This is a genomic window from Pseudomonas sp. 43A, assembly GCF_013363935.1.
Lineage (GTDB): Bacteria > Pseudomonadota > Gammaproteobacteria > Pseudomonadales > Pseudomonadaceae > Aquipseudomonas > Aquipseudomonas crudilactis.
In genome coordinates, this window is sequence record NZ_CP054880.1 from 6677871 (window position 1) to 6704734 (window position 26864).

24 protein-coding genes are annotated in these 26864 nt (G+C 59.8%); 9 read left to right on the plus strand and 15 right to left on the minus strand.

All coding sequences use genetic code 11. The features are described from left to right. Positions 1–164: 164 nt before the first annotated feature. The 3 genes from HUW52_RS29560 to HUW52_RS29570 all read right to left on the minus strand — a co-directional run bounded on the left by HUW52_RS29560 (position 165) and on the right by HUW52_RS29570 (position 3397). Entirely contained in the window at positions 165–1529 is a 1365-nt protein-coding gene (locus tag HUW52_RS29560) for an aspartate aminotransferase family protein (protein WP_016983800.1), read from the minus strand. Positions 1530–1586: 57 nt separating this feature from the next. Beyond that, positions 1587–2945 carry a glutamine synthetase family protein gene (locus HUW52_RS29565; protein ID WP_007913846.1) on the minus strand — a complete coding sequence of 453 codons (1359 nt, stop codon included), beginning with the start codon at positions 2943–2945 and terminating at the stop codon, positions 1587–1589. 95 nt (positions 2946–3040) lie between these two features. After that, positions 3041–3397 carry a glutamine amidotransferase gene (locus tag HUW52_RS29570; RefSeq protein ID WP_157786257.1) on the minus strand — a complete coding sequence of 119 codons (357 nt, stop codon included), beginning with the start codon at positions 3395–3397 and terminating at the stop codon, positions 3041–3043. A 278-nt stretch (positions 3398–3675) separates the two neighbouring features. Between HUW52_RS29570 and HUW52_RS29575 the strand changes: the two genes are divergently transcribed. Together HUW52_RS29575 and HUW52_RS29580 are read left to right on the plus strand one after the other, a co-directional pair. Beyond that, complete coding sequence (locus HUW52_RS29575) at positions 3676–5052, plus strand: glutamine synthetase family protein (protein WP_007913842.1); 1377 nt, start codon at positions 3676–3678, stop codon at positions 5050–5052. Positions 5053–5328: 276 nt separating this feature from the next. After that, positions 5329–5955 carry a TetR/AcrR family transcriptional regulator gene (locus tag HUW52_RS29580; RefSeq protein ID WP_016983802.1) on the plus strand — a complete coding sequence of 209 codons (627 nt, stop codon included), beginning with the start codon at positions 5329–5331 and terminating at the stop codon, positions 5953–5955. 138 nt (positions 5956–6093) lie between these two features. On the opposite strand, the gene HUW52_RS29585 is transcribed toward HUW52_RS29580, so the two are convergent. The 8 genes from HUW52_RS29585 to HUW52_RS29620 all read right to left on the minus strand — a co-directional run bounded on the left by HUW52_RS29585 (position 6094) and on the right by HUW52_RS29620 (position 13362). Further along, entirely contained in the window at positions 6094–6309 is a 216-nt protein-coding gene (locus tag HUW52_RS29585; RefSeq protein ID WP_003229256.1) for a molybdopterin-binding protein, read from the minus strand. Positions 6310–6336: 27 nt separating this feature from the next. Next, positions 6337–7143, minus strand: coding sequence for an aliphatic sulfonates ABC transporter ATP-binding protein (gene ssuB / locus HUW52_RS29590; RefSeq protein WP_007913838.1), 807 nt, complete (start codon positions 7141–7143; stop codon positions 6337–6339). Then, positions 7140–7922, minus strand: a complete 783-nt coding sequence (gene ssuC / locus HUW52_RS29595; RefSeq protein ID WP_003229260.1) for an aliphatic sulfonate ABC transporter permease SsuC — start codon at positions 7920–7922, stop codon at positions 7140–7142. The genes ssuB and ssuC overlap by 4 nt, the downstream gene beginning before the upstream one ends. Before the next feature lie 8 nt (positions 7923–7930). Next, positions 7931–9079: an FMNH2-dependent alkanesulfonate monooxygenase gene (gene ssuD, locus HUW52_RS29600; RefSeq protein ID WP_018928626.1), complete on the minus strand. Its 1149-nt coding sequence runs from the start codon at positions 9077–9079 to the stop codon at positions 7931–7933. Positions 9080–9104: 25 nt separating this feature from the next. Beyond that, positions 9105–10070, minus strand: a complete 966-nt coding sequence (locus HUW52_RS29605; RefSeq protein ID WP_175555586.1) for a sulfonate ABC transporter substrate-binding protein — start codon at positions 10068–10070, stop codon at positions 9105–9107. A gap of 91 nt (positions 10071–10161) precedes the next feature. Further along, complete coding sequence (ssuE, locus tag HUW52_RS29610; RefSeq protein WP_034151973.1) at positions 10162–10755, minus strand: NADPH-dependent FMN reductase; 594 nt, start codon at positions 10753–10755, stop codon at positions 10162–10164. A gap of 317 nt (positions 10756–11072) precedes the next feature. Beyond that, the gene (locus HUW52_RS29615) at positions 11073–11711 is read right to left on the minus strand and encodes a peroxiredoxin (protein ID WP_077574963.1); all 639 of its coding nucleotides are present in this window, start codon (positions 11709–11711) and stop codon (positions 11073–11075) included. Between the two features lie 295 nt (positions 11712–12006). Further along, positions 12007–13362, minus strand: a complete 1356-nt coding sequence (locus HUW52_RS29620; RefSeq protein WP_016983805.1) for an OprD family porin — start codon at positions 13360–13362, stop codon at positions 12007–12009. A gap of 364 nt (positions 13363–13726) precedes the next feature. On the opposite strand from HUW52_RS29620, the gene tauA reads away from it, so the two are divergent. Then, positions 13727–14716 (plus strand): taurine ABC transporter substrate-binding protein, encoded by a 990-nt coding sequence (tauA, locus tag HUW52_RS29625; protein WP_371929231.1) that lies wholly within the window; start codon positions 13727–13729, stop codon positions 14714–14716. Between the two features lie 83 nt (positions 14717–14799). Here the strand turns inward: tauA and argA are convergent, their stop codons facing one another. Together argA and argE are read right to left on the minus strand one after the other, a co-directional pair. Continuing rightward, positions 14800–16098 (minus strand): amino-acid N-acetyltransferase, encoded by a 1299-nt coding sequence (gene argA / locus HUW52_RS29630; RefSeq protein ID WP_007913824.1) that lies wholly within the window; start codon positions 16096–16098, stop codon positions 14800–14802. Between the two features lie 270 nt (positions 16099–16368). Next, positions 16369–17526 (minus strand): acetylornithine deacetylase, encoded by a 1158-nt coding sequence (gene argE, locus HUW52_RS29635; protein WP_175555587.1) that lies wholly within the window; start codon positions 17524–17526, stop codon positions 16369–16371. A gap of 155 nt (positions 17527–17681) precedes the next feature. Here argE and HUW52_RS29640 point away from each other — a divergent pair, with 155 nt between their 5' ends. Further along, the gene (locus HUW52_RS29640) at positions 17682–19052 is read left to right on the plus strand and encodes an inorganic triphosphatase (protein ID WP_016983808.1); all 1371 of its coding nucleotides are present in this window, start codon (positions 17682–17684) and stop codon (positions 19050–19052) included. Positions 19053–19140: 88 nt separating this feature from the next. Here HUW52_RS29640 and HUW52_RS29645 read toward each other — a convergent pair whose 3' ends face one another. After that, positions 19141–19605 (minus strand): Lrp/AsnC family transcriptional regulator, encoded by a 465-nt coding sequence (locus HUW52_RS29645; protein WP_016983809.1) that lies wholly within the window; start codon positions 19603–19605, stop codon positions 19141–19143. Positions 19606–19731: 126 nt separating this feature from the next. On the opposite strand from HUW52_RS29645, the gene HUW52_RS29650 reads away from it, so the two are divergent. The 5 genes from HUW52_RS29650 to HUW52_RS29670 all read left to right on the plus strand — a co-directional run bounded on the left by HUW52_RS29650 (position 19732) and on the right by HUW52_RS29670 (position 23782). Next, entirely contained in the window at positions 19732–20070 is a 339-nt protein-coding gene (locus HUW52_RS29650; RefSeq protein ID WP_016983810.1) for a hypothetical protein, read from the plus strand. Positions 20071–20162: 92 nt separating this feature from the next. Then, positions 20163–21947 carry a GspE/PulE family protein gene (locus HUW52_RS29655; RefSeq protein ID WP_175555588.1) on the plus strand — a complete coding sequence of 595 codons (1785 nt, stop codon included), beginning with the start codon at positions 20163–20165 and terminating at the stop codon, positions 21945–21947. A gap of 80 nt (positions 21948–22027) precedes the next feature. Then, the gene (locus tag HUW52_RS29660; RefSeq protein WP_016983812.1) at positions 22028–22948 is read left to right on the plus strand and encodes an SPFH domain-containing protein; all 921 of its coding nucleotides are present in this window, start codon (positions 22028–22030) and stop codon (positions 22946–22948) included. Positions 22949–22951: 3 nt separating this feature from the next. Further along, positions 22952–23395, plus strand: a complete 444-nt coding sequence (locus HUW52_RS29665; protein WP_016983813.1) for an NfeD family protein — start codon at positions 22952–22954, stop codon at positions 23393–23395. Between the two features lie 69 nt (positions 23396–23464). Continuing rightward, the gene (locus tag HUW52_RS29670; protein ID WP_016983814.1) at positions 23465–23782 is read left to right on the plus strand and encodes a DUF2388 domain-containing protein; all 318 of its coding nucleotides are present in this window, start codon (positions 23465–23467) and stop codon (positions 23780–23782) included. A gap of 188 nt (positions 23783–23970) precedes the next feature. Here the strand turns inward: HUW52_RS29670 and gcvP are convergent, their stop codons facing one another. After that, positions 23971–26844 carry an aminomethyl-transferring glycine dehydrogenase gene (gene gcvP / locus HUW52_RS29675; RefSeq protein WP_175555589.1) on the minus strand — a complete coding sequence of 958 codons (2874 nt, stop codon included), beginning with the start codon at positions 26842–26844 and terminating at the stop codon, positions 23971–23973. Between the last annotated feature and the right edge of the window lie 20 nt (positions 26845–26864).

A 26864-nucleotide genomic window follows, 5' to 3' on the forward strand; every position in this document is an offset into this window, starting at 1 on the left:
GCTCCAAATTTTTCTTTTTTGAACCACTTTGTTCAGCGGCCGAACCCGGACAACTGGAACCGCGGCTAGTCTGGCAAGATCCGAGGCGGTCTTTCAAGAAAAGACCAGCCTTTCTGACAGCTTTGAGCGCGAGCGCCACGGCTCCCCCGCTCAAAGCCTAGCACTTAGCCCTGCAACGCACTGAGGGTCAGGTCCAGACACTTGCGTGCCTTTGTAACCAGCTCATCGATCTCGGCTTTGCTGATCACCAGCGGCGGCGCGATGATCATGGTGTCGCCCACAGCGCGCATGATCAGGCCATTGTCGAAGCAGAACTGGCGGCAGATCATGCCGACGCCCCTGCCTTCGTAACGCTTGCGCGTGGCCTTGTCCTGCACCAGCTCGATCGCGCCCAACAGACCAACCCCGCGAACTTCACCCACCAACGGGTGATCATTCAGTTCCCGCAGACGTTTCTGCAAATACGGTGCCGTTTCGTTGTGCGCGTTCTCGATAATTTTTTCATCGCGCAGGATGCGGATGTTTTCCAGGCCCACCGCTGCTGCCACCGGGTGACCGGAGTAAGTGAAGCCGTGGTTGAAATCGCCACCTTCGTTGAGTACCGCAACCACGCTGTCGCGAACGATCAGGCCACCCATCGGGATGTAGCCGGAGGTCAGGCCTTTGGCGATGGTCATCATGTCCGGCTTGAGATTGTAGAAATCGCTACCGAACCACTCACCGGTGCGACCGAAACCGCAGATCACTTCGTCCGCCACGAACAGGATGTCGTACTTGGCGAGGATTTCCTTGATGCGCGGCCAGTAGCTGTCGGGCGGAATGATCACACCGCCGGCACCCTGGATCGGCTCGGCAATAAAGGCACCGACGTTGTCGACGCCGACCTCGAGAATCTTCTCCTCCAGCTGATTGGCTGCCCAGATGCCGAACTCTTCAGGGGACATGTCGCCGCCTTCGGCAAACCAGTACGGCTGCGCGATGTGGACGATACCCGGGATCGGCAAGTCGCCTTGTTCGTGCATATAAGTCATGCCACCGAGGCTCGCGCCGGCCACGGTCGAACCGTGATAACCGTTCTTGCGGCTGATGATGACTTTCTTGTTTGGCTGGCCCTTGATCGCCCAGTAGTGGCGAACCATGCGCAGCATGGTGTCGTTGCCTTCGGAACCGGAACCGGTGAAGAACACATGGTTCATGCCTTCCGGTGCCACGTCGGCGATTGCCTTGGCCAGTTCCAGTGCCGGCGGGTGCGCGGTCTGGAAGAACAGGTTGTAGTACGGCAGCTCACGCATCTGTTTGGCAGCCGCATCGGCCAGCTCATCGCGACCGTAACCGATGGCCACGCACCACAGCCCGGCCATGCCGTCGAGAATCTTGTTGCCTTCGCTGTCCCACAGGTAAACGCCCTTGGCGTTGGTGATGATCCGCGGGCCTTTCTCTTTCAGCTGCTTGAAGTCGCTGAACGGGGCCAGGTGGTGATCATTGCTGAGTGCTTGCCACTCGCGGGTTTGCGGGTTGTTGCTGGTCATGCCAATTCTCCTTGTTATCGGTGAAGGCGCGGCTTTTTCAGGGCCGCGCCTGGCGTATCAGACGGCGAAGAGCAGGTACTCACGCTCCCAGGAACTGATCACGCGCTTGAAGTTTTCATGCTCGGCCCGTTTTACCGCGACGTAGCCAGTGATGAAGGTTTTGCCCAGGTACTTCTCGATGGTCGCGCTGTTTTCCATGCGTTCCAGCGCATCTTCGATGGTCAGCGGCAGGCGCAGGTTGCGGCGCTCGTAACCACGGCCGACTACTGGCGCGCTCGGGTTGAGGCCTTCGACCATGCCGATGTAGCCGCAGAGCAGGCTCGCGGCAATCGCCAGGTACGGGTTGGCGTCAGCGCCCGGCAGACGGTTTTCGACACGACGGTTCTGCGGGCCGGCATCCGGTACGCGCAGGCCGACGGTGCGGTTCTCTTCGCCCCACTCGACGTTGACCGGTGCCGAGGTGTCCGGCAGGAAGCGGCGGAACGAATTGACGTTCGGCGCGAACAGCGGCAACAACTCAGGAATCAGTTTCTGCAAACCACCGATGTGGTGCAGGAACAACTGGCTCATGGTCCCGTCTTCGTTGGAGAAGACGTTCTTGCCGGTCTCGATGTCGATGATGCTCTGGTGCAAGTGCATCGCACTGCCTGGCTCACCGGTCATCGGCTTGGCCATGAAAGTCGCGGCCACGTCGTGCTTGAGCGCGGCTTCGCGCATGGTGCGTTTGAACACCAGAATCTGGTCGGCCAGCGACAGTGCGTCGCCGTGACGGAAGTTGATTTCCATCTGCGCCGTGCCGTCTTCGTGGATCAGCGTGTCGAGGTCCAGCTCCTGCAGCTCGCACCAGTCGTAGACGTCCTCGAACAGCGGGTCGAATTCGTTCGCCGCTTCGATCGAGAACGACTGACGACCGATTTCCGGACGGCCCGAGCGGCCAATCGGCGGCTGCAACGGATAGTCAGGGTCGTCGCTGCGCTTGGTCAGGTAGAACTCCATTTCCGGCGCCACGATCGGCTGCCAGCCCTTGTCGGCATAGAGTTTCAGAACTTTTTTGAGGACGTTGCGCGGCGACAGTTCGATCGGGTTGCCTTGCTTGTCATAGGTGTCGTGGATCACCTGTGCAGTCGGCTCGATAGCCCATGGCACCATGTACACGGCGTTCTGGTCGGGACGGCAGATCATGTCGATGTCGGCCGGGTCGAGCAGTTCGTAATAGATGTCGTCTTCGACGTAGTCGCCGGTCACGGTCTGCAGCAGCACGCTCTCGGGCAGACGCATGCCTTTTTCGGCGATGAACTTGTTGGTCGGCGAAATCTTGCCCCGGGTGATCCCGGTCAAGTCGGCGATCATGCATTCGACTTCTGTGATCTTGTGGTCTTTCAACCAATCGGTGAGCTGGTCGAGGTTGTTACTCATAAATGCCTCTGGGCTGAGTCTCCTGACGTGGTGTCAGGCAAAGTTTGACGCCGGGGCGTCGCGTTAAAGGGGGCTTGCTTGTGCGCAGTGCGGGCTTACGCCGGGCACCGCGCATAGACAATGAAAGAGGAGCTTACCTGCCCTTTACGCTGGCGTTGCATTTCCTGTGCACACTCAAGGCGTGCAGAATCATGAGCACGGCTGAGGAAGCCGCACAGGCTTTGGAAATGAAAGCGATCTATAGTGGAAGGAGACGCCATAAACAGGATGCTTTCCCGTACGTCCAGAATATCGGACGCTGGCGCTTGAACGGCCATGGACGGGAACATCGTCGGCAAGCGGCAAGCCTTGCTGGCTGCGCTACGGACGGATTTGTCGCCACTGATGTGATGAGCATGCAGACCGGACTGTTGCGAGCAGTCGGTGATGCCGATTAACGGCAGGCGAGACATGAAGCACCCCGGTATTATTGCTGTTATGGGTTTGATCGGAGCTTAGCCTTGTTCATTTTTTTACACAACACCCCCGTAAAAAATACAACACGGCCTGCTCAAGCCTGCGGGTGCACAGTCTCCCAAGGACAAAAAAACACCCGAAAATGCCCCATAAATGCCCTCACAGCGCTTTTTTAGGGCAAAAAAGGCCTCGCTTGACTTCGGCAGGCCGTTCGGGTTGACTGAAACCAGAAAAGATCAATGATTGATATTTTTAACAACAAAGGTGTTGCATCATGTCGGTACCCCCGCGTGCCGTTCAGCTTAACGAAGCGAACGCGTTCCTTAAGGAACATCCTGAGGTTCTGTACGTTGACCTTCTGATTGCGGATATGAATGGTGTGGTGCGCGGCAAGCGCATTGAACGCACCAGCCTCCACAAGGTTTACGAGAAAGGCATCAACCTGCCGGCCTCTCTATTTGCTCTGGATATCAACGGTTCAACGGTGGAAAGCACCGGCCTGGGCCTGGACATCGGCGACGCCGATCGTATCTGCTATCCGATCCCCGATACCCTGTGCAACGAGCCATGGCAGAAGCGCCCGACCGCGCAACTGTTGATGACCATGCACGAACTCGAAGGCGATCCTTTCTTCGCCGATCCGCGCGAAGTGCTCCGTCAAGTTGTTGCAAAGTTTGACGAGCTCGGCCTGACCATCTGCGCCGCCTTCGAACTCGAGTTCTACCTGATCGACCAGGAAAACGTGAACGGCCGTCCACAGCCGCCACGCTCGCCGATCTCCGGCAAACGTCCGCACTCGACTCAGGTTTACCTGATCGACGACCTCGACGAATACGTCGACTGCCTCCAGGACATTCTGGAAGGTGCCAAAGAGCAAGGCATCCCGGCCGACGCCATCGTCAAGGAAAGTGCCCCGGCGCAGTTTGAAGTGAACCTGCACCACGTCGCCGACCCGATCAAGGCCTGCGACTACGCGGTACTGCTCAAGCGCCTGATCAAGAACATCGCCTACGACCATGAAATGGACACCACCTTCATGGCCAAGCCGTACCCGGGCCAGGCAGGTAATGGTCTGCACGTACACATTTCGATTCTGGATAAAGAAGGCAAAAATATTTTTGCCAGCGAGGATCCCGAGCAGAACGCCGCGCTGCGTCACGCGATCGGCGGTGTGCTCGAGACCCTGCCCGCGCAGATGGCTTTCCTCTGCCCGAACGTCAACTCGTACCGTCGTTTCGGCGCACAGTTCTACGTGCCGAACTCACCGTGCTGGGGCCTGGACAACCGCACCGTGGCGATTCGCGTACCGACCGGCTCGTCCGATGCCGTGCGTATCGAACACCGCGTGGCCGGTGCTGACGCCAACCCGTATCTGTTGATGGCTTCGGTACTGGCCGGCGTGCATCACGGTCTGACCAACAAGATCGAGCCGGGCGCGCCAGTCGAAGGCAACAGCTACGAGCAGAACGAGCAAAGCCTGCCGAACAACTTGCGCGATGCCCTGCGCGAGCTGGACGACAGCGAGGTGATGGCCAAGTACATCGATCCGAAGTACATCGATATCTTCGTCGCCTGCAAGGAAAGCGAGCTGGAGGAGTTTGAACACTCCATCTCCGACCTTGAGTACAACTGGTATCTGCATACCGTTTAAGCGGGTTGCGAACCAGATAAAAACGCCGTCGGCTGTCATAGCCCACGGCGTTTTTTATGGCCGAACACAAATTCCTGGGGTTGGGGTGAATGGCCGCCTGCGGCGGTTCGCGAGCAAGCTCGCTCCCACAGGGATCTCCATTCAACATGACTTGTGCGTACACAGGAGATCCCCTGTGGGAGCGAGCTTGCTCCGGGCGGCGTTCCGACGAAAGCGGCCGACAAGACAACGCAAGAGCCGGCTCGTACAATGCCCGCTGCCCCGCAGGAGACTTCCATGACGCGACCCGCCCCCGTCCGCAAACCCCGTGCCCGCAGCCAGGCGCGCATCGATTCGATACTCGACGCCGCGCGTACGCTGCTGGCCGCCGAGGGTGTGGCGAGTCTGTCGATCTACAGCGTCGCCGAGCGCGCGCAGATTCCGCCCTCCTCCGTGTACCACTTCTTCGCCAGCGTCCCGGCATTGCTCGAAGCGCTGACGGCAGACGTACACGCGGCGTTCCGTGCCTGCCTGCAAGCGCCGATCGATCACGAAGCCTTGCATGACTGGCGTGATCTGTCGCGACTGGTCGAACAACGGATGCTGGAGATCTACGACGAAGACGCCGCCGCACGGCAGTTGATCCTCGCGCAACATGGTTTGACCGAAGTCACTCAGGCTGACCGTCAGCACGATATTGAGTTGGGCGATCTGATGCACAAGCTGTTCGATCATCACTTCGAGTTGCCGAGGCTGCCGGAGGATGTCGATGTGTTTGCCCTGGCGATGGAGTTGGGTGACCGGGTATATGCGCGCTCGGTGCAGCAGCACGGGCAGATCACTCCGCGCATGGCCGAGGAAGGGATGCGCGTGTTTGATGCCTATATCGGCCTGTATCTGCCGCCGTATCTGCCTAAACGCTAAAAGATCGCAGCCTTCGGCAGCTCCTACATTGGAACGCAATCCCCTGTAGGAGCTGCCGAAGGCTGCGATCTTTTGCTCTTCAAGACACAAAAACCCCGCAGGGCTCACGCCCTCCGGGGTTGTTTTTTACTCACTGGCTTACAACTTGGCGATCGACACCTCGGTGGATTTCACAAACGCGATCACTTCGCTGCCGACCACCAGTTCCAGCTCTTTGACCGAGCGGGTGGTGATCACCGAAGTGACGATGCCCGAAGCGGTCTGCACGTCGATTTCCGACAGCACGTCGCCGAGGACGATTTCCTTGATCGAGCCTTTGAACTGGTTACGGACGTTGATGGCTTTGATAGTCATGGCAATGATTCCTGTCGTTTGCTTGAGTTATTGAGCCCAACGCAGTTGCGTAGGCAGTGGTGAAACAGGTTCCGGCGCCGGCGGTTCGCCGGGCAGGGAGAGAACACGGTTAAGCACTTCGGTTTCCAGCGCTGCCAGTCGATGCGAACCACGCACCCGCGGCCGCGGCAGTTCCACATGCAGGTCGAGGCCGACTTCGCCGTCCTCGATCAGAATCACCCGGTCGGCAATCGCCACCGCTTCGCTGACGTCGTGGGTCACCAGCAGCACCGTGAAGCCGTGTTGCTGCCAGAGACGTTCGATCAGTTGCTGCATTTCAATACGGGTCAGCGCGTCCAGTGCGCCGAGCGGTTCGTCGAGCAACAGCAGCCGCGGTTGGTGGATCAACGCGCGGGCTAGTGCAACCCGCTGCTTCTGTCCGCCAGACAACGCCGCCGGCCACTCATTTGCACGATCCGCCAGACCCACCGCGTCCAGTGCTTCAAGCGCCTTCGGGCGCCAGTTGCCTTTAAGGCCGAGGCCGACGTTGTCGATGATCTTTTTCCATGGCAGCAAACGCGCTTCCTGGAACATCAATCGGGTGTCTTCCCGCGCATCGCTGAGCGGCGCAGAACCGGCGAGCAAGTCACCGCCCGTTGGCTGGTCGAGGCCGGCGAGCAAGCGCAGCAAGGTACTTTTGCCGCAGCCACTGCGCCCGACCACGGCGACGAACTGCCCCGCCGGAATGTGCAGATCAATGTCACGCAGCACCTGCCGCGCGCCAAAGGTTTTCTGCAGATTGCGCACCGCCAGCGGAATCCCGCGCAGCAGGCGTGGAGGTTGTTGAGCGGTCATGCCGCACCTCCTTTGGCAACCTGATAAGCCGGGTGCCAGCGCAACCACACACGCTCAAGTCCACGGGCGGCGAGGTCGGCGAGTTTGCCGAGCACGGCGTAAAGCAGGATCGCCAGCACCACCACGTCGGTCTGCAAAAACTCGCGGGCGTTCATCGCCAGATAACCGATGCCGGAGCTGGCGGAAATGGTTTCCGCCACAATCAGCGTCAGCCACATAAAGCCCAGGGCGAAACGCACACCGACCAGAATCGAAGGCAGCGCACCCGGCAGAATCACCTGCCAGAACAGACTGAAACCGCTCAAGCCATAACTGCGCGCCATCTCCACCAGCGCCGGGTCGACGTTGCGGATGCCGTGATAAGTGTTGAGGTAGATCGGGAACAACGTGCCCAGCGCCACCAGAAAAATCTTCGCTGACTCGTCGATGCCGAACCACAGGATCACCAGCGGAATCAGCGCCAGGTGCGGCACGTTGCGGATCATCTGCACCGAACTGTCGAGCAGGCGTTCGCCCCACTTCGACAGGCCGGTGATAAAGCCCAGGACCAGACCGATGCTGCCGCCGATGGTGAAACCGAGGGCCGCACGCCAGCCGCTGATCGCCAGATGCGTCCAGATTTCACCGCTGCGCACCAGGCTTACGCCGGCTTCGATCACCGCCACCGGTGCCGGCAGAATCCGTGTCGACAACCAACCCGCCGACACCGACAACTGCCACACCGCCAGCAACAACACCGGCAACGCCCAGGGCGCGAGGCTGTGGATGATTTTCTTCATGGCGCGCCTCAGCTCTGCGACGCGGCTTTGGGAAGAATGTCGTTGGCGACCATCTCGCCGAACGGGCTGACATAACCGGCGCTTTTCGGCAGTTCCGGACGCTCGATGTCGAGGTGCGGGAACAGCAGTTCAGCGACGCGATACGATTCTTCGAGGTGTGGATAACCGGAGAAGATGAAGGTGTCGATGCCCAGATCCGCGTATTCCTTCACACGCGCAGCCACGGTCGGGCCATCGCCGACCAGCGCCGTACCGGCACCGCCGCGTACCAGACCGACGCCGGCCCAGAGGTTCGGGCTGACTTCGAGGTTGTCGCGGCTGCCACCGTGCAGTGCGGCCATGCGCTGCTGGCCAACCGAATCGAAACGCGCCAGCGAGGCTTGAGCGCGAGCGATGGTGTCGTCGTCCAGGTGCGAGATCAGCCGATCCGCCGCTTGCCAGGCTTCCGCATTGGTTTCACGGACGATCACATGCAGACGAATGCCGAAGCGCACGGTGCGGCCAAGCTTGGCGGCTTTGGCGCGAACTTGGGCGATCTTCTCGGCCACCGCTGCTGGCGGCTCGCCCCAGGTCAGGACCATCTCAACTTGTTCAGCGGCCAAGTCCTGCGCGGCTTCCGACGAGCCACCGAAGTACAGCGGCGGACGCGGTTGCTGGATCGGCGGATAGAGCAATTTCGCGCCCTTCACGCTGATGTGCTGACCGTCGTAATCAACGGTTTCGCCTTCCAGCACACGACGCCAGATGCGGGTGAACTCCACCGAGGCCTGATAGCGTTCTTCGTGGCTGAGGAACAGACCGTCGCCGGCCAATTCTTCCGGGTCGCCACCGGTCACCAGATTGAACAGCGCACGACCGCCGGACAACCGATCCAGTGTGGCTGCCTGCCGCGCCGCGACCGTCGGGGAAATGATCCCGGGGCGCAGGGCAACGAGGAATTTCAGGCGCTGGGTCACCGGGATCAGCGACGCCGCCACCAGCCACGAGTCTTCGCAGGAGCGGCCGGTGGGGATCAGCACACCGCCGAAGCCCAGACGATCCGCCGCTTGCGCGACCTGTTGCAGATAACCGTGGTCGACGGCGCGAGCGCCTTCGGCGGTGCCAAGGTAATGGCCGTCGCCGTGGGTAGGCAGGAACCAGAAGATATTGAGGCTCATGGAGTGGTCTCCTTAGGAATTCGAATTACTGCGCTTTAGCCACAGCGGCCGGTGGTGTCCAGATCACATCCTTGATGCTCAGCGGCTTGGGAATCAGCTTGAGCTGGAAGAACGTGTCAGCGATTTTCTGCTGCGCGGCGACCACTTCCGGGGTCAGGAACAGCGCGCCGTAGCCCTGGCGCTTCACCGAGGTCAGGGTGATGTCCGCCGGCAGGCCGAGCAGTGGCGCGACTTGTTGGGTCACGTCTTCGGGGTTGGCCTTCGACCATTCGCCGACCGCGCGCACTTCCTCAACGAGGGTTTTGATCACCTGAGGATTTTTCTCGGCGTAAGGCTTGGTCGCGAGGTAGAACTGGTGGTTGTCGACGATGCCTTTGCCGTCGCGCAGGGTGTGCGCTTGCAGTTGTTTCTCGGCCGCAGCCTGGTACGGATCCCAGATGACCCAGGCGTCGACGCTGCCACGTTCGAACGCGGCGCGAGCATCGGCGGGCGGCAGGAATACGGTTTGAATGTCGCTGTATTTGAGGCCGGCGTCTCCCAGCGCGCGCACCAGCAGGTAGTGGACGTTGGAGCCTTTGTTCAGCGCGACTTTCTTGCCCTTGAGATCGGCCACCGATTTGATCGGCGAGTCTTTCGGCACAAGGATCGCTTCGCTGTTCGGCGCTGGCGGTTCGTAGGCGACGTAGAGCAGATCGGCGCCGGCAGCTTGGGCGAAGACTGGCGGGGTTTCGCCAGTGACGCCGAAGTCGATCGAGCCGACGTTCAGGCCTTCCAACAGCTGCGGGCCGCCAGGGAATTCAGTCCATTGCACGTCGACGCCTTGGGCGGCCAGACGTTTTTCCAAAGTGCCCTTGGCTTTGAGCAGCACCAGCGTGCCGTACTTCTGATAACCGATCCGCAATGTCTCGGCTTGAGCTTGAGTGATGGCGCCGAAGGTGACAGCCGCAGCAAACAGAGCGACCAGACCACGACGCAAAAATACAGTGCGCATAGCGCTCTCCTTTTTTGCTGTTGGGTTTTGGCTGCACCTGCTTGGCCGTTAGCGGCTGAGTAAGGTGAGTTACATCAAGTTCGGGTGTGGCTTAAATGCTCCAGCGAGCACTCAACAAACGTTCGTTCAACAGGCCCGGTTCCAGCGGTTTCGGCCGGCGGGCCATGGCGCCGACAAACTGATCCAGCGCTTCATGCAGACGCTGCTCCAGCGCTGGAGCCAGTTGCGCCGCAGCACTGCCTTCGCCGTAAGCGATCTGGCTGTCCTCGGCGAAAATCCCCTGGAGCATTTCCTGGGCCTTCAACGCCGACAACACAGGCTTGAGGGCGTAATCGACCACCAGCATGTGGGCGATGCTGCCGCCAGTGGCCATCGGCAAGACAATCTTGTGGTTCAAGGCGCGCTCCGGGAGCAGATCCAACAGAGTTTTCAGAGCGCCGGAGAACGACGCTTTGTAAACCGGCGTGGCAATCAGCAAGCCGTCGGCGTTTTCAATCTGTTGCAGCAGGTCGAGCACCTTCGGGCTGTCGAAGCGGGCGTGGAGCAGGTCTTCAGCCGGGAAGTCCCGCACCTGATAACTCACCACTTCCACCCCTTGCTGCTGCAACCAACGTTGCGAGCGCTCCAGCAGCACCCCGGAACGGGAGCGCAGGCTGGGACTGCCACCGAGTGAGACGACCAGCATTAAGACCATTCCTTAAGCGTTACAGGCGATTCGCGGGTTGCGATCTCGCTTCGATGGAGTGACCTTACCAGCTGATTTATATATCCATAAATCATATTTATTCATTTGGTTATGCATTTTGGAGATATACATTTCAGCAAACCGCGGGCGAAAAAAAAGGCCGTCGAAACGGCCTGAAATCCCCTGCATCGTGGTTCCGTGTTGACTGGACTAACGCTATCGCGAGCAGGCTCACTCCTACATTTGGAATGCGTTCCCCTGTAGGAGTGAGCCTGCTCGCGATAGCGCCGGTAGCTACAAAAAATATCTCACTGGATTCACTTATTCGGCTGCGGCGTCAGGCGCAGGTACGGTTTCACCGCGCGATAGCCCTTCGGAAAGCGCTGCTTGATCTCTTCCTCATCCTTGAGCGACGGCACGATCACCACCTCCTCACCGTCCTGCCAGTTGGCCGGCGTGGCCACCTTGTAGTTATCGGTGAGCTGCAGCGAATCGATCACCCGCAGAATCTCGTGGAAGTTGCGCCCGGTGCTCGCCGGGTAGGTGATGGTCAAACGAATCTTCTTGTTCGGATCGATCACGAACAGCGAGCGCACGGTCAGCGTGTCGTTGGCGTTCGGGTGGATCAGGTCATACAGATCCGAGACCTTGCGATCGGCATCGGCGAGGATCGGGAAGTTGACGATGGTGTTCTGGGTTTCGTTGATGTCTTCGATCCACTTGTGGTGCGAATCCACCGGGTCGACCGACAGCGCGATGGCTTTGACACCGCGTTTGCTGAACTCATCCTTGAGCTTGGCGGTGAAGCCCAGCTCAGTGGTGCACACCGGGGTGAAGTCCGCCGGGTGGGAGAACAGCACGCCCCAGCTATCGCCCAGCCATTCGTGGAAACGAATCTTGCCGGCGCTGGAATCCTGTTCGAAATCGGGGGCGATGTCGCCGAGTCTGAGGCTCATGGTGCTGCTCCTGATGAGTTGTTCGAGACCTCAACTGTAGCCCGGGATTTGCCATCATGAAAAAGAATAAATAATGAGATATCTAGATCATAAGTGAATATTAAACATCTGTTCACTGGACGCTGGCAGGCATCCCGACGAACATCAGCCGCAAGGTTCGAGAAGGCCTTGAGTTGCTGAAAAGAGGGAAATTCGGGGAGGGCTTACGGGGGTGGGCCTGACTCGAAAACGCAAAGCCCCGTCCGGCGCGATGCCGGACGGGGCTTTTTTTACATCAACGAATCGAGACGCGCTATTACAGCAGCGGGATCGAGTAGCTGAGGATCAGGCGGTTTTCGTCCTGGTCGCGAACGCCAGCGATGTTGGTACGCCAGGTAGCGTTTTTCCACATGAAGCCAACGTTTTTCAGCGGGCCTTCCGGTACGACGTAACCGACAGTCAGGTCACGTTCCCACTCGGAGTCGCCATTACCGTTTTCAAGACCGCGGGAAGTAACGGTGTCGATGTTGTCGCCACGCAGGTAAACCATACCAGCGGTCAGGCCTGGTACGCCGACTTTGGCGAAGTCATACGAGTAGCGAGCTTGCCAGGTACGTTCGCCGGCACGGCCGAACTTCTGAATCTGCATGTCGGTGATGGTGTAGTTCGACGAGCCGTCACCCTGGTTCAGCCAAGGGAAGTCGCTGCTGCCGTTGGAAACCTGGTAGCCACCACCGAAGGTGTGACCTGCAACGGTGTACAGGAACAGGCCGCTGTACAGGTTGTTGTCGACTTTACCGCGACCGCTGGCAACACCGGAATAGTTACCGCTGCTGAAGTAAGCAGGGGTGTTGCCGTTGGCGCCGTCGTCGGAGCTGTTGAAGTAACGGAAGTCAGACTTCAGCACGCCCGGGCCGATTGCCCAGTTGTGAACCAGACCCAGGAAGTGTTGCTTGTAGAAATCTTCCAGGTTGCCGTAGTAGTACTGGGCAGTCAGGTCTTTGGTGATTTTGTAGTCACCACCGGCGTAGATGAACTTGTTGCTGTTAACGGTACGCGGTGCCGCGCCGTTGATAGACAGCTGTTCATTGTTGCTGGAGTTACGGCCTTTGGCGTGCTCGATCTGACCACCGACCAGGGTCAGGTCCTTGATCTCGCCGGAAGTGATCTGGCCACCCTGCCAGGTCTGTGGCAGCAGACGACCGTCGTTGGTCACGATAACCGGGTTCTTCGGCTGCAGAGTACCCAGCTTCAGCTCAGTCTGGGAGATCTTGGCTTTGGCAGTCAGGCCCAGGCTTGAGAAGTTATCGACCGCTTGGCCATTGGATTCGCTTGGGAAAACAGTGCCGCCGTAAGCAGGACCAGGTTTGCCAGCAGCGGTAACGTTACCGTTGGTGCCGCCGCCCGAATCCAGACGTACGCCCAGCAGGCCGATGGCGTCGATACCAAAACCAACGGTGCCTTGGGTATAGCCGGAAATGAAACGCAGATCGAAGCCTTGGCCCCACTCTTCGTTGCGGCTTGGTTCGTTTGTTCCGCTACGGTTATCAGTGTTGATGTAGAAGTTACGCAGCCCCAAAGTAGCTTTGCTGTCTTCGATGAAACCGGCGGCGCCTGCCTGCTGCGCCATAACCCCTACGGCCACAGCCAGGGCCAAGGTGGACTTGTTCATGTAAAGCTCCTCTCGTTTCTAATTCTTGTGTTCCTGGCCCTGGGTCTGATGCCCCGGGTCCTAAGATGCGCGATTAGCGCCAGAGCGTGACTGACAAGTCAATCGTAACCTTGTGTGTCTACGACCAAGGTCTAATCGCAGTGATTTGGTCCGTGCAGAGTAAAGATTTCCTGATAAACCCAAAAAGAATTTATTCATTCTTTTTCATATCATTTCGGAATATGGCCAGTATCGTGCCACCTCCGCCGGGAAACAGCGTATCGGCGACTAAGCTCATTCCTAAATGGTATTTGTTAGCCTTTTTTTATATCGATTAGCTTTGGCGCAACCGCAATTCGTCAAACCCTATCGAAAAGGCGACGCCATGATGGCCAAACGCGCACTATCTAGTCAATTTGTTACAGTTTGTGTGTCAGCTCTGATTTCTTTTTCTGCCCATGCCGCCAGCCTCACCGTGGGTTATCAAACCGGTATCGACCCGAGCAAAGTCCCCCAGGCTGACGGCGTCTACGAGAAGACCATCGGCGAGAAAATCGACTGGCGCCGCTTCAACAGTGGCCCGGAAGTTGTGACAGCCATTGCTTCGGGTGACGTGCAGATCGGCAACCTCGGCTCCAGCCCGTTGGCAGCGGCGGCCTCGCGTAATCTGCCAATTGTCGCGTTCATCGTTTCGGCGCAGATCAATGCCGCCGAAGCGTTGGTGGTGCGCAATGGCAGTGGCATCAACACACCCCAGGATCTGGTCGGCAAGACCATCGCCACGCCCTTCGTTTCCACCTCCCACTACAGCCTGCTCGGCGCACTCAAGCATTGGGGGCTGGATAGCTCGAAAGTCAAAGTGGTGAACCTGCAATCGGCAGAGATCGCAGCGGCGTGGAAGCGTGGCGATATCGATGGCGCGTTTGTCTGGTCGCCGGCGCTGGGTGAAATCCGCAAGACCGGCAAAACCCTGACTGATGCCGCGCAGGTCGGTCAGTGGGGCGCGCCGACCTTCGAGGTTTGGGTCGCGCGCAAGGATTTCGCCGAGAAGCACCCCGACGTCGTCGCGAAGTTCGCCAAGGTCACGCTGGATTCATTTGCCGATTACGCGGCGCATAAAGACAGCTGGACAGCTGACTCGGTACCGGTACAGAAAATCGCCAAACTGACCGGTGCCAATGCCGCCGATGTACCGGAATTGCTCGCAGGTTCGGCGTTCCCGGATGCCAAGGCACAGCAAACCACGGCGCTGCTGGACGGCGGCACGGCGAAGGCGATTGGCGAGACGGCGAAGTTTTTGAAGGAACAGGGCAAGGTTGAAACGGTGCTGCCGGACTACTCACCGTACGTCAGCGCGAAGTTCATCGCCCAGTAAAAAGCTTCGCGAGCAGGTCGAATCGTCGCACCGTCGCTCCCACAGGAGTGGGAGCGAGCCTGCTCGCGAATGGAGCGCCTCGGTTACAGAGTTTTTTCGAAGATCTTCGAATTGCGCTGAAAGTTGTACAGCGAAGCTCGGGCCGCCGGCAGGCGCTCGACGCTGCTCGGCTCGAACCCGCGCTCACGGAACCAGTGCGCGGTGCGCGTGGTGAGGACGAACAAGGTCTTCAAACCCTGCGCCCGTGCGCGAGTTTCGATACGTTCCAGCAATTCATCACCGCGACCGCCATGGCGATACTCCGGATTCACCGCCAGACACGCCAATTCACCGGCATCGGAATCGGCAATCTGATACAGCGCCGCGCAGGCGATGATCATGCCTTCACGCTCGACCACGCTGAACTGCTCGATCTCGCGTTCCAGCACTTCGCGCGAGCGACGCACCAGAATCCCCTGCTCTTCCAGCGGACTGATCAAGTCGAGCAAGCCGCCGACGTCTTCAATCGCCGCCTCGCGGACCAGTTCGAATTGCTCTTGCGCAACCAGCGTACCGCCACCGTCACGGGTGAACAGCTCGGTCAGCAGCGCGCCGTCTTCGGCGTAACTGACGATATGGCTGCGCGCCACACCGCCACGGCAAGCCTCGGCGGCGGCATCCAGCAGTTCCGCCTGATAGTTGCTGCCAAGGCGTTGCAAATGCGCCGGCACCTGTTGCGGGCGCAGTTCCCGCACCAGTTTGCCGTTCTCATCGATCAGGCCGAGGTCAGCACCGAACAGCAGCAACTTGTCCGCGCCCAGATCGATGGCGGCGCGGGTGGCGACGTCTTCGCAGGCGAGGTTGAAGATTTCCCCGGTTGGCGAGTAGCCCAGCGGCGACAGCAGCACGATCGAACGCTCATCGAGCAGACGATTGATGCCCTTGCGGTCGACCCGGCGCACTTCGCCGGTGTGGTGATAGTCAACGCCTTCGAGCACGCCGATCGGCCGTGCGGTGACGAGGTTGCCGCTGGCCACGCGCAAACGCGAACCCTGCATCGGCGACGAAGCCATGTCCATCGACAAACGCGCTTCGATGGCGATGCGCAATTGGCCGACCGCGTCGATCACGCATTCCAGGGTCGCCGCATCGGTGATGCGCATGCCGTGGTGGTAATGCGGGGTCAGCCCACGCGCGGCGAGGCGGGTTTCGATCTGCGGGCGCGAACCGTGCACCAGCACCAGGCGCACGCCGAGGCTGTGCAGCAGGACGATGTCGTGGACGATGTTGCCGAAATTCGGATGCTCCACGCCGTCGCCGGGCAGCATGACGACGAAGGTGCAGTCGCGGTGGGCATTGATGTAAGGGGACGCGTGACGAAGCCAATTGACGTATTCGGGCATGAACCTGGGCCTGTAATAAATAGCAGCCTAAAAAGGGGCGAAACGGAAAACGCACAGCGGGCTGATGGTTATCGTCGGAACAGGCTTGGCGACACGCGCGCTCTCCTCATGAATACGGGTTGGGGTGCTGGCAATTTACAGCGTTTGATCGAGCAAAACACAATCCCTGTGGGAGCGAGCTTGCTCGCGAAAGCGGTGTATCAGATACATCAATGTCGACTGACCGACGCCTTCGCGAGCAAGCTCGCTCCCACATGGACAGTGTTCAATTCATAGAACTTTGTCCGGGGTCAGGCAGTAATGTTCAATCAGTTGCCGTAATAGATGCACGGTAGGCTGCAAACGTGACATTTCAAGGTACTCGCCGGGCTGATGCGCGCACGCAATGTCGCCGGGGCCGAGCACGATGGTTTCGCAGCCAAGGCGCTGAAGATAAGGCGCTTCGGTTCCAAACGCTACTGCTTCGGCGCTGTGACCGGTGAGCTTTTCGGCGATGCGCACCAGTTCAGCGTCTTCATCCTGCTCGAACGGCGGCACTTCCGGGAACAACGGTTTGTAATCGATCTTCACCTGATGTCGCTCGGCCACCGGGTTGAGCTTGCGCAGAATCTCCGCACGCAGGACTTTCGGGTCCATGCCCGGCAACGGCCGCAGATCAAACTCCAGCGAACACTGGCCGCAGATACGGTTGGGATTGTCGCCGCCATGAATGCAGCCAAAGTTCATCGTTGGCTGCGGCACGCTGAACTGCGGATTATTGAATTCACGCTGCCACAACAGGCGCAAGCCACGCAGTTCGCCAATCGCATCGTGCATGGCTTCAAGAGCACTGTGGCCCAGGCGCGGATCCGACGAATGGCCGCTCTGCCCTAGAATGTCGATGCGCTCCATCATGATGCCTTTGTGCATGCGGATCGGCTTGAGCCCGGTCGGCTCGCCGATTACCGCCGCACGACCCAGCGGACGCCCGGCCTCGGCCAGTGCGCGGGCGCCAGACATCGAGCTTTCTTCATCGCAGGTAGCGAGGATCAGTAGCGGTTGCTTGAAAGGCTGATCGAGCAGAGGCAACACCGCTTCGATGATCAACGCGAAGAAGCCCTTCATGTCGCAACTGCCGAGGCCGACCCAGCGGCCATCGACTTCGGTGAGCTTCAGTGGATCGGTCTGCCACAACGCATCGTCGTACGGCACCGTGTCGCTGTGGCCGGCCAGCACCAGCCCGCCGGGACCGCTGCCGAAACTGGCGAGCAGGTTGAACTTGCCGGGGCTGACCTGCTGGATGTCGCAGCTGAAACCCAGGTCACCCAGCCAACCGGCGAGCAAATCGATCACCGCGCGGTTGGACTGATCGAGGTTCGGCTGGGTACAGCTGACCGATGGCGCGGCGATCAGCGCAGCGAACTGGTCTTGCATGGACGGCAAAGGCATCGCTGACTCCAACTCCCGATTTGAAGTCCATCATAGAACCATCCGGCGTCAGGAATAAACCGCCGCAGGGCGTAGGACGAATCAGTCCTGTACACTGCACGGCCTTGGCAGCCACATATTCCCCGGCTGCGCTCCCGATCCTGGATTTTCCGGCCATGCAGAAAGAAACCGAAATCAAACTCCGCGTCAGCCGCGAAACCCTCGCCGCCCTGCGCGAGCACCCGTTACTGAAGAAACGCAACAAAAGTGGCTGGGAACGCCGTGAGTTGATGAACCAGTATTTCGACACCCCCGAGCGCGACCTGGCCCAGGCCAAAGTCGCCCTGCGCCTGCGCAAGGACGGTGACGAAGTGATTCAGACCCTCAAGACCCGTGGCCAGAGCGTTGCCGGCCTGTCCGAGCGCAATGAATACGACTGGAAGTTGCCAAAAGCCAAGCTCGACGTGAAGAAACTCGACGGCGAATGCTGGCCCGAGTCGCTGGCCGAACTGGACAAGAAAACCCTCAAGCCGATCTTCACCACCGATTTCGTCCGCGAACGCGCCGAAATCGCCTGGGGTCGTGGCAAGTCCAAAGTGGTCATCGAAGCCGCGCTGGACCTCGGTCACGTGGTCGTCGGCAAGCAGAAAGAAGAAATCTGCGAGCTGGAACTGGAACTGCGCGAGGGCGAACCTGCCGCGCTGCTGGAACTGGCCGCTGAACTGGCCGAAACCCTGGCCCTGATGCCGTGCGACATCAGCAAGGCTGAGCGCGGTTATCGTCTGTACGACGCCAACAGCTACTCGCTGAGCCTGCCGGCGCCGGAGTTGACCCCGGAAACCCAACTCGACGACGCTTTCGCCGCACTGAGCTGGCACTTGCTCGGCAGCAGCCAGCGTCTGGCAGAACAGTACCGTTTCAATGGCCACTGGCGCCTGTTGCTCGACTGGGTCGAGAACCTCGCGGAACTGCGCGCACTGCTCAGCAGCCTCGGCCAGGCCGCTCCGCGTCAGTCGACTCACGATTTGCGCGTTGCCCTGGATGCGTTGCTGGAAGACTGGCGCCCGCTGGTGCAGGCCGGTATCGAAGATGAAGACGTGCGCAAAGCCGCACCGGAGCAGTTCCTCGAAGAACTCGAAGACCCGCGCTGGGGCTCGTTCTCACTGAACACTTCGCGTTGGCTGCTGGCTCGCACCTGGACCGCCGATCGTAACGTACGTGGTAATCGTCAGGGCGGCGCGCAGTTGCACAGCTGGTTGCCGCGCACATTGGGCGAAGAAGCGACGGCCCTGCAATTGCAGCGTTATCAGCAGCAGCCGGAAGATCTGGCTGAGCAACTGCCGCGTATCGAGCGCATCCAGGTCTGGCTGCACCATGCTCGTAACGTGCTGGACATCGCGGAAATGGACCGTCTGTACGGCGAGCTGAACAAGCTGGCGCAACTGGCCAACGAACCGACGATCACTGACGAACTGCTCGACGCGCGCAAGCAGCAGGCGATTGCGGTTTACCAGAATCGCGCGTGGAAAATGCTCCTGCGCATGTAACACCGCTTTCGCGAGCAGGCTCGCTCCCACTTTGGAATGCAATCCCCTGTGGGAGCGAGCCTGCTCGCGAAGAGGCCACCGCCTTACCTCAAACCGGCAAGCTTGTGGTGGACTTGATCTCCGACAACGCCACGATCGAATTCACTTCCTGAATCCCCGGCACCAGCGACAGCTTCTCGAAGAAGAACCGCTCATACGCCTCGATGTCCGCCGCGACAATCCGCAACAGAAAATCCACCGCGCCCATCAGCACATAACACTCCAGCACCTCCGGAAAACCGCGAATCGCCTCGGTGAACTCAGTGAAGTTCGAACGCCCGTGCGCGTTGAGTTTGATCTCGGCGAAGATCTGCGTGTTCAGGCCAATCTTCTTGCGATCGAGCAAGGTCACCTGGCCGCGAATGATCCCCTCCTCCTTCATCCGCTGAATCCGCCGCCAGCACGGCGATTGCGACAGGCCGACCTGCTCGGCGATCTGCGCGCTCGACAGTGAAGCATCCTCTTGCAGCAGGGCGAGAATCTTGCGGTCGTAGCTGTCCAGCTCGCTGTGCATAGAAAAACCTCAATAACAGGATTATGCGAATTGATCTTTGCGATCAGCCGTCATTAACGCCGATCATAGCCAAGAAATACCCCGCGCCGAATGTAAAAATTCCTCCAGAGATTTTGGAGACTCGTCATGCCGCACCTCGAAGCCGTAACCACCTCGCCAACGCGCGCCGATGTCTGGAACGTCAGCAACGCCCATTGCCTGGCGCAATATCAAATCCTCGCCGAGGCCGAGCCGGACTTGCTGGTGCGGGTGCTCAACCTGTTCGCCCTGCAATTCCTCACACCCGAGCAGGTCAACGTGCAGCGAATGGATGACTTGATGTCGATCGACATCGTCATCGGCGGTTGCAGTTGGCATCGCGCGCAAGTGATCGCAGAAAAACTTCGTAACCTGATCAGCGTCTGCTCGGTGAACCTGCAAAACGCCGATAGCGTTTGGGATGCGCCGGCACAAGCGGCCGGCTGACAAATCCGGCAACGGCTTCGTCGGGTAGTGGCCCAACGGTCTGCGGGGTCACGACTATTCTTTTGCGCACTGTCGCTCAAAAGGAAGCCCGCATGTCCGTTCAACTCGCCACTCAGGACCGCTGGCTGGAACTCAACGAGGTGTTGCGTGAACTGGTCGCCCAAGGCTTTATCTGCCAGGACTCGGCGGAGCAGGCGCTGAATGCCCGCCGCCGCCATGCAGCACATGGCCAGATGCACCCACTGGAATTTATCGCCAGCCAGCAACTCGACGACCTCAGCCGTCCGGGCAAGCATCTCGACCTGGAAAGTCTGACCCTGTGGCTGGCACAGCAGGCCGGTCAGCCGTATTTGCGCATCGACCCGCTGAAGATCAACGTCGCCGCAATCACGCCATTGATGTCCTACGCCTTCGCACAACGGCACAAGATTCTCGCCGTGGCGGTCGACCGCGATGCGGTGACCGTGGCCAGCGCCCAGCCCTACGTCACCGGCTGGGAAGCCGATCTGACCCACGTGTTGAAACTGCCGATCAAACGGGTGGTGGCCAACCCGGCGGACATCCAGCGCTTCAGTGTCGAGTTTTTCCGCTTGGCCAAATCAGTGAGCGGCGCCAGCAATGCCGACGCCCAGAGCGGCAATCTCGGCAACTTCGAACAACTGCTCAACCTCGGCGCCAGCGATCAGGAGCCGGACGCCAACGACGCGCACATCGTCAACATCGTCGACTGGCTGTTCCAGTACGCCTTTCAGCAGCGCGCCAGTGATATCCACATCGAGCCACGGCGTGAACAAGGCACCGTGCGCTTTCGCATCGACGGCGTGCTGCACAACGTCTATCAATTTCCCCCGCAGGTGACCATGGCGATTGTCAGTCGCCTGAAAAGCCTCGGGCGGATGAACGTCGCCGAAAAGCGCAAACCCCAGGACGGCCGGGTCAAGACCAAGACCCCGGATGGCGGCGAAGTGGAGCTACGGCTTTCAACGCTGCCCACCGCGTTCGGCGAAAAAATGGTCATGCGGATTTTCGACCCGGAAGTGCTGCTCAAGGATTTCGACCAGTTGGGTTTCAGCGCTGACGATTTGCGCCGCTGGCAGGACATGACCCGCCAGCCCAACGGCATCATTTTGGTCACCGGTCCTACCGGTTCGGGCAAGACCACCACGCTGTACACCACGCTGAAAAAACTGGCGACGCCGGAAGTGAACCTCTGCACCATTGAAGACCCGATCGAAATGGTCGAGCCGGCGTTCAACCAGATGCAGGTGCAGCACAACATCGACCTGAGCTTCGCCGCCGGCGTGCGTGCACTGATGCGGCAAGACCCGGACATCATCATGATCGGCGAGATCCGTGATCTGGAAACCGCTGAAATGGCGATTCAGGCGGCGCTCACCGGACACTTGGTGCTGTCGACCCTGCACACCAACGACGCGCCCAGTGCGATCAGTCGTCTGCTCGAACTCGGCGTGCCGCATTACCTGATCAAAGCCACCGTGCTCGGGGTCATGGCACAACGACTGGTGCGCACCTTGTGCCCGCATTGCAAGGCGCCGCTGACGCTGGCAGAGGAAGACTGGCAAACCCTGACCCGCCCGTGGCAGGCGCCGTTGCCGAGCAACGCACAACGCGCCATCGGCTGCGTGGAATGCCGCGACACCGGCTATCGCGGCCGCGCCGGGGTCTACGAAATCATGCAACTGAGCGATAGCCTCAAGGCTTTTATCACCCCGGACACCGACCTCACGGCGATTCGCCGCCAGGCATTCAAGGAAGGCATGCGCAGTTTGCGTCTGTCCGGTGCGCAGAAAGTCGCGGCGGGGTTGACCACGGTTGAAGAGGTATTGCGCGTGACGCCGCAGAGCGAGCTCAAATGAGCAAATTGCCATCAATCTGTTTTTAACCCCGGGCCACGCCGTTACACTTGCGCCACTGATCTATCCAACAAGGAATCGTTATGCAGACCGGAAGTGTACTTTTACTGTTTGTGGCCCTGGCCGTCGCCATCCTGTTCATGGGCTTCAAAGTCGTGCCGCAAGGCTTCGAGTGGACGGTCGAGCGCTTCGGTCGCTACACCAACACCCTCAAGCCTGGGCTGAACATCATCATTCCGGTGATGGACCGGATCGGGCGCAAGATCAACGTGATGGAAAGCGTGCTGGATATCCCGCCGCAGGAAGTCATCACCGCCGACAACGCCACGGTGCAGATCGATGCGGTGTGCTTTTTCCAGGTAGTGAATACCGCCCAGGCCGCGTACGAGGTGAACAACCTTGAGCACGCCATTCGTAATCTGCTGCAAACCAACATCCGCACCGTGCTCGGCTCGATGGAACTCGATGCGATGCTCAGCCAGCGTGACAACATCAACGAACGTCTGCTGCGCACCGTCGACGAAGCCACCGCGCCGTGGGGCATCAAGATCACCCGAATCGAAATCAAAGACATCAGCCCGCCTGCCGATCTGATGGCGGCGATGTCCGGGCAGATGAAAGCCGAGCGGATCAAACGCGCGCAAATCCTCGAGGCCGAAGGCTTGCGCGCCTCGGCGATCCTCACCGCCGAGGGCAAGAAGCAGGCACAGATTCTCGAAGCCGAAGGGAGTCGTCAGGCCGCATTCCTCGAGTCGGAAGCCCGTGAGCGTCAGGCCGAAGCCGAAGCTCAGGCGACCAAAGTGGTGTCTGAGGCCATCGCTGGCGGTAACGTTCAGGCGGTCAACTATTTCGTTGCACAGAAATACATCGACGCGCTGGGCAAACTGGCGTCGGCCAACAACAGCAAAGTGATCCTGATGCCGCTGGAAGCCAGTTCGATGATCGGCGCCGTGGGCGGGATCGGCGAAATCGTCAAGGCGACCTTCGACGGCAAGAAGGCCTGAGTCATGCCCACCGAACTGTTCACCTTCTGGAGCTGGCTGGGGCTGGGCACCGTGTTGCTGATCCTCGAAGTGTTCGGGGCGGGCGGCTACCTGTTGTGGATTGGCATGGCAGCGGCCGCTGTCGGCGTCACCACGTTCGTGTTGCCAACCCTGCCGTGGGAGATTCAACTGCTGCTGTTTGCCGTGTTTTCGATTCTCACGGCGCTGTATTGGTGGCGCCGCCAGCGCACGGCAGTGCGCAGCAGCGATCAACCACTGCTGAACCTACGCGGTCAGGAATTGATCGGCAAAGTGTTCGTGGTCAGCGAGGCGATTGTCGATGGTCGCGGCAAGATCAAGGTGGCCGATGGCGTGTGGATCGCTCGCGGGCCGGACACAGCGCTCGGCGAACGCGTGCGCGTGACCGGGCAGCAGGGTGCGGTTTTGCTGGTGGAAAGCGCCGAATAGCCGGGTACGGAACTGGATCGTGGAAATGGCGATCCAACGCCGTAGTTAACCCCTAGGAGTCATCTCATCATGCGTCTCAAATTTGCTGTCGCCACTCTGGCCTTGCTGTCCCTTCCCGTTGGTTCGGCCATGGCGGACAGCTTTTGGCGTAACGTCATTTCGTCCGGTGCGACTACCGGTTCGACCTATCTGACCTTCAAGGATCACAAGCTGATCATCGCCGCACAGGACGATGCCGGCAGTTTCGTTGCCAGTGACGGCGGCATTCGTGGGCCGTATCTGGAAGCCGCGATGCAGAAAGTCCGCGCCGACAATCCGGGCCTGCAGGCGACAGACATGGAACTGGCGAATGCGATTCTGGCGAAGAACGCCGTGGCTTCCGAGTAAGCCGTTCGCCGAAGCAAAAATGCCGCTCAATCGAGCGGCATTTTTTTGCCTGTCTTCTGACCCCAGCACAAAACCCTGTGGGAGCGAGCTTGCTCGCGAAGGCAATTTCACATCCGAAATATGCGGCGACTGACACGCCGTCTTCGCGAGCAAGCTCGCTCCCACAAGGACCGCATACAGTCTGAATGTCAGCGGTAATCATCGACCGGGACACAAGCGCAGAACAGATTGCGATCGCCGTAAACGTTATCCACCCGATTCACCGCCGGCCAATACTTGTGCGCCTTGGTGTGCGCATCCGGGGTAATTCCTTGCTCGATGCTGTACGGCCGCTCCCAGACTCCGGTGACATCCGCGAGGGTATGCGGCGCCCGTTTCAGCGGGTTGTCCTCGGCCGCCCAGTTGCCGTTCTGCACTTCGGTGATTTCTGCACGAATGCTCAGCATGGCGCCGATAAACCGATCCAGTTCAGCCTTGGATTCACTTTCGGTCGGCTCGACCATCAAGGTTCCCGGCACCGGGAAGGACATGGTCGGCGCATGGAAACCGTAATCCATCAGGCGCTTGGCGACGTCTTCCTCACTGATTCCGGTCTGCGCCTTCAATGGCCGCAGATCGAGAATGCATTCGTGAGCCACGCGCCCGTTGCGCCCGGTATATAGCACCGGGAAGGCGCCGGATAAATGCTGCGCCAGGTAATTCGCCGCCAGGATCGCCACTTCACTGGCGTCCGCCAGTTGCGGGCCCATCATGGCGATGTACATCCAGCTGATCGGCAAAATGCTCGCGCTGCCCCACGGCGCCGCGCTGACGGCGCCGTTCTGCGCCAACGGCCCATCGATTGGCACCACCGGATGATTGGCGACGAACGGCGCCAGATGCGCGCGAATGCCGATGGGCCCCATGCCCGGGCCGCCACCGCCGTGTGGGATGCAGAAGGTCTTGTGCAAATTCATGTGCGACACGTCGGCGCCGATGTCCGCTGGTCGCGCCAGCCCGACCTGCGCATTGAGGTTGGCGCCGTCCATGTACACCTGACCGCCGTGTTTGTGGATAACTTCGCAGATCTCGCTGATGCCCTCCTCGTACACACCGTGAGTCGACGGATAGGTTGCCATCAGGCACGACAACTTATCCCCAGCTTCGGCGGCTTTCGCTTTCAAATCCTCAAGGTCGACGTTGCCCGCTTCATCGCACTCGACAATCACCACACGCATGCCGGCCATCTGCGCCGAAGCCGGGTTGGTGCCATGGGCCGAGGACGGAATCAGACAGATATCCCGCGCGCCCTGCTGACGGCTCTCGTGATACTTGCGAATCGCCAGCAGCCCGGCGTACTCACCTTGGGCGCCGGAGTTGGGCTGCATGCAGATCGCATCAAACCCGGTGATTGCGCACAGCCAGCGCTCCAGTTCTTCGATCATCAAGGTGTAACCGAGTGCCTGCTCTCTCGGTACGAACGGATGCAGGTTGGCGAACTGCGGCCAGGTGATCGGGATCATTTCGCTGGTGGCATTGAGTTTCATCGTGCACGAGCCCAATGGGATCATTGACTGGTTGAGCGCCAGATCCTTGTTCTCCAGTTGTTTGAGATAGCGCAGCATCTCGGTTTCGCTGTGATGGGCGTTGAATACCGGATGGCGCAAGTAAGGTGTCTTGCGCTGGAGGTTGTCAGGGATACCGGAAACCAGCACTTCGACGTCGAGTTCGTCGACGTTCAATCCATGATCGGCGCCGAGCAGCACATCGAACAGCTTGGCCACGGTGCTCTCATCGCATGTCTCATCGAGACTCAGCCCCACACGACCGCGCCCGAGAATTCTGAGGTTGATCTGTGCGGCTTGAGCGCTTTCAATGATCGCCGTTTGCGCACCGCCGACTTCCAGCGTCAGGGTGTCGAAGAACTGCGCATTGACCCGGCTGATTCCTTTGCGCTCAAGCCCCGCCGCCAGAATGCAGGTCAGCCGATGCACGCGCTGGGCGACACGTTTCAGGCCTTCCGGACCGTGATAGACCGCGTAGCAACTGGCGATGTTGGCCAGCAGCACCTGCGCCGTGCAGATGTTCGAATTGGCCTTCTCGCGGCGGATATGTTGCTCGCGGGTCTGCAACGCCATGCGCAGCGCGACGTTACCCCGGGCGTCTTTCGACACACCAATGATCCGCCCCGGAATCGCCCGTTTGTATTCCTCGCGACTGGCAAAGAACGCTGCGTGTGGCCCGCCGTATCCCATCGGCACGCCGAAGCGCTGGGATGAACCGAACACCACATCGGCACCCAACTCGCCCGGCGGTGTCAGCAATAGCAGACTCAGTAAATCAGTGGCGACGCAGGCCAGCGCTTGCTGCGCATGCAGGTGATCGATCAATGGCCGCAGATCATGAATCTCGCCGTGGGTGTCGGGATACTGCAACAACGCACCGAACACCTGGTGCTGCTTCAAGTTGTCCACCGCGTCGATGATCAACTCGAAACCGAAGCCTTCGGCGCGGGTCTGCACCACCGAAATGGTCTGTGGATGACAGTTCTCATCGACGAAAAACAGATTGCTCTTCGACTTCGCCACACGCTTGGCCAAAGCCATGGCTTCGGCCGCCGCCGTGGCCTCATCGAGCAGCGAAGCGTTGGCCAGTTCGAGGCCGGTGAGGTCGATGGTCAGTTGCTGGAAATTCAGCAGCGCTTCGAGCCGGCCCTGAGCGATCTCGGGCTGATATGGCGTGTACGCGGTGTACCAGCCGGGATTTTCCAGGACGTTGCGCAGGATGACGGTCGGCGTCAGGGTGCCGTGGTAGCCCATGCCGATCAGACTGGTCCAGACCTGATTCTGCTCGGCATAACCGCGCAGTTTGGCCAGTGCTGCTTGTTCATCCAGCGCGGGGGGCAAATCGAGCGCGCGGTTGAAACGAATGCCCGGCGGCACGGTCTGTTCGATCAGTTCGACGCGGCTGCCGAGACCGAGGCTGTCGAGCATGGCTTGTTGCTCGGCGGCGTCGGGACCGAGGTGGCGGCGCAGGAAGGCATCGGGGTCGCGTAACTGGCTCAGGGACGGCAACTGGGACATGACGGGCTCTCTCTTGGCTG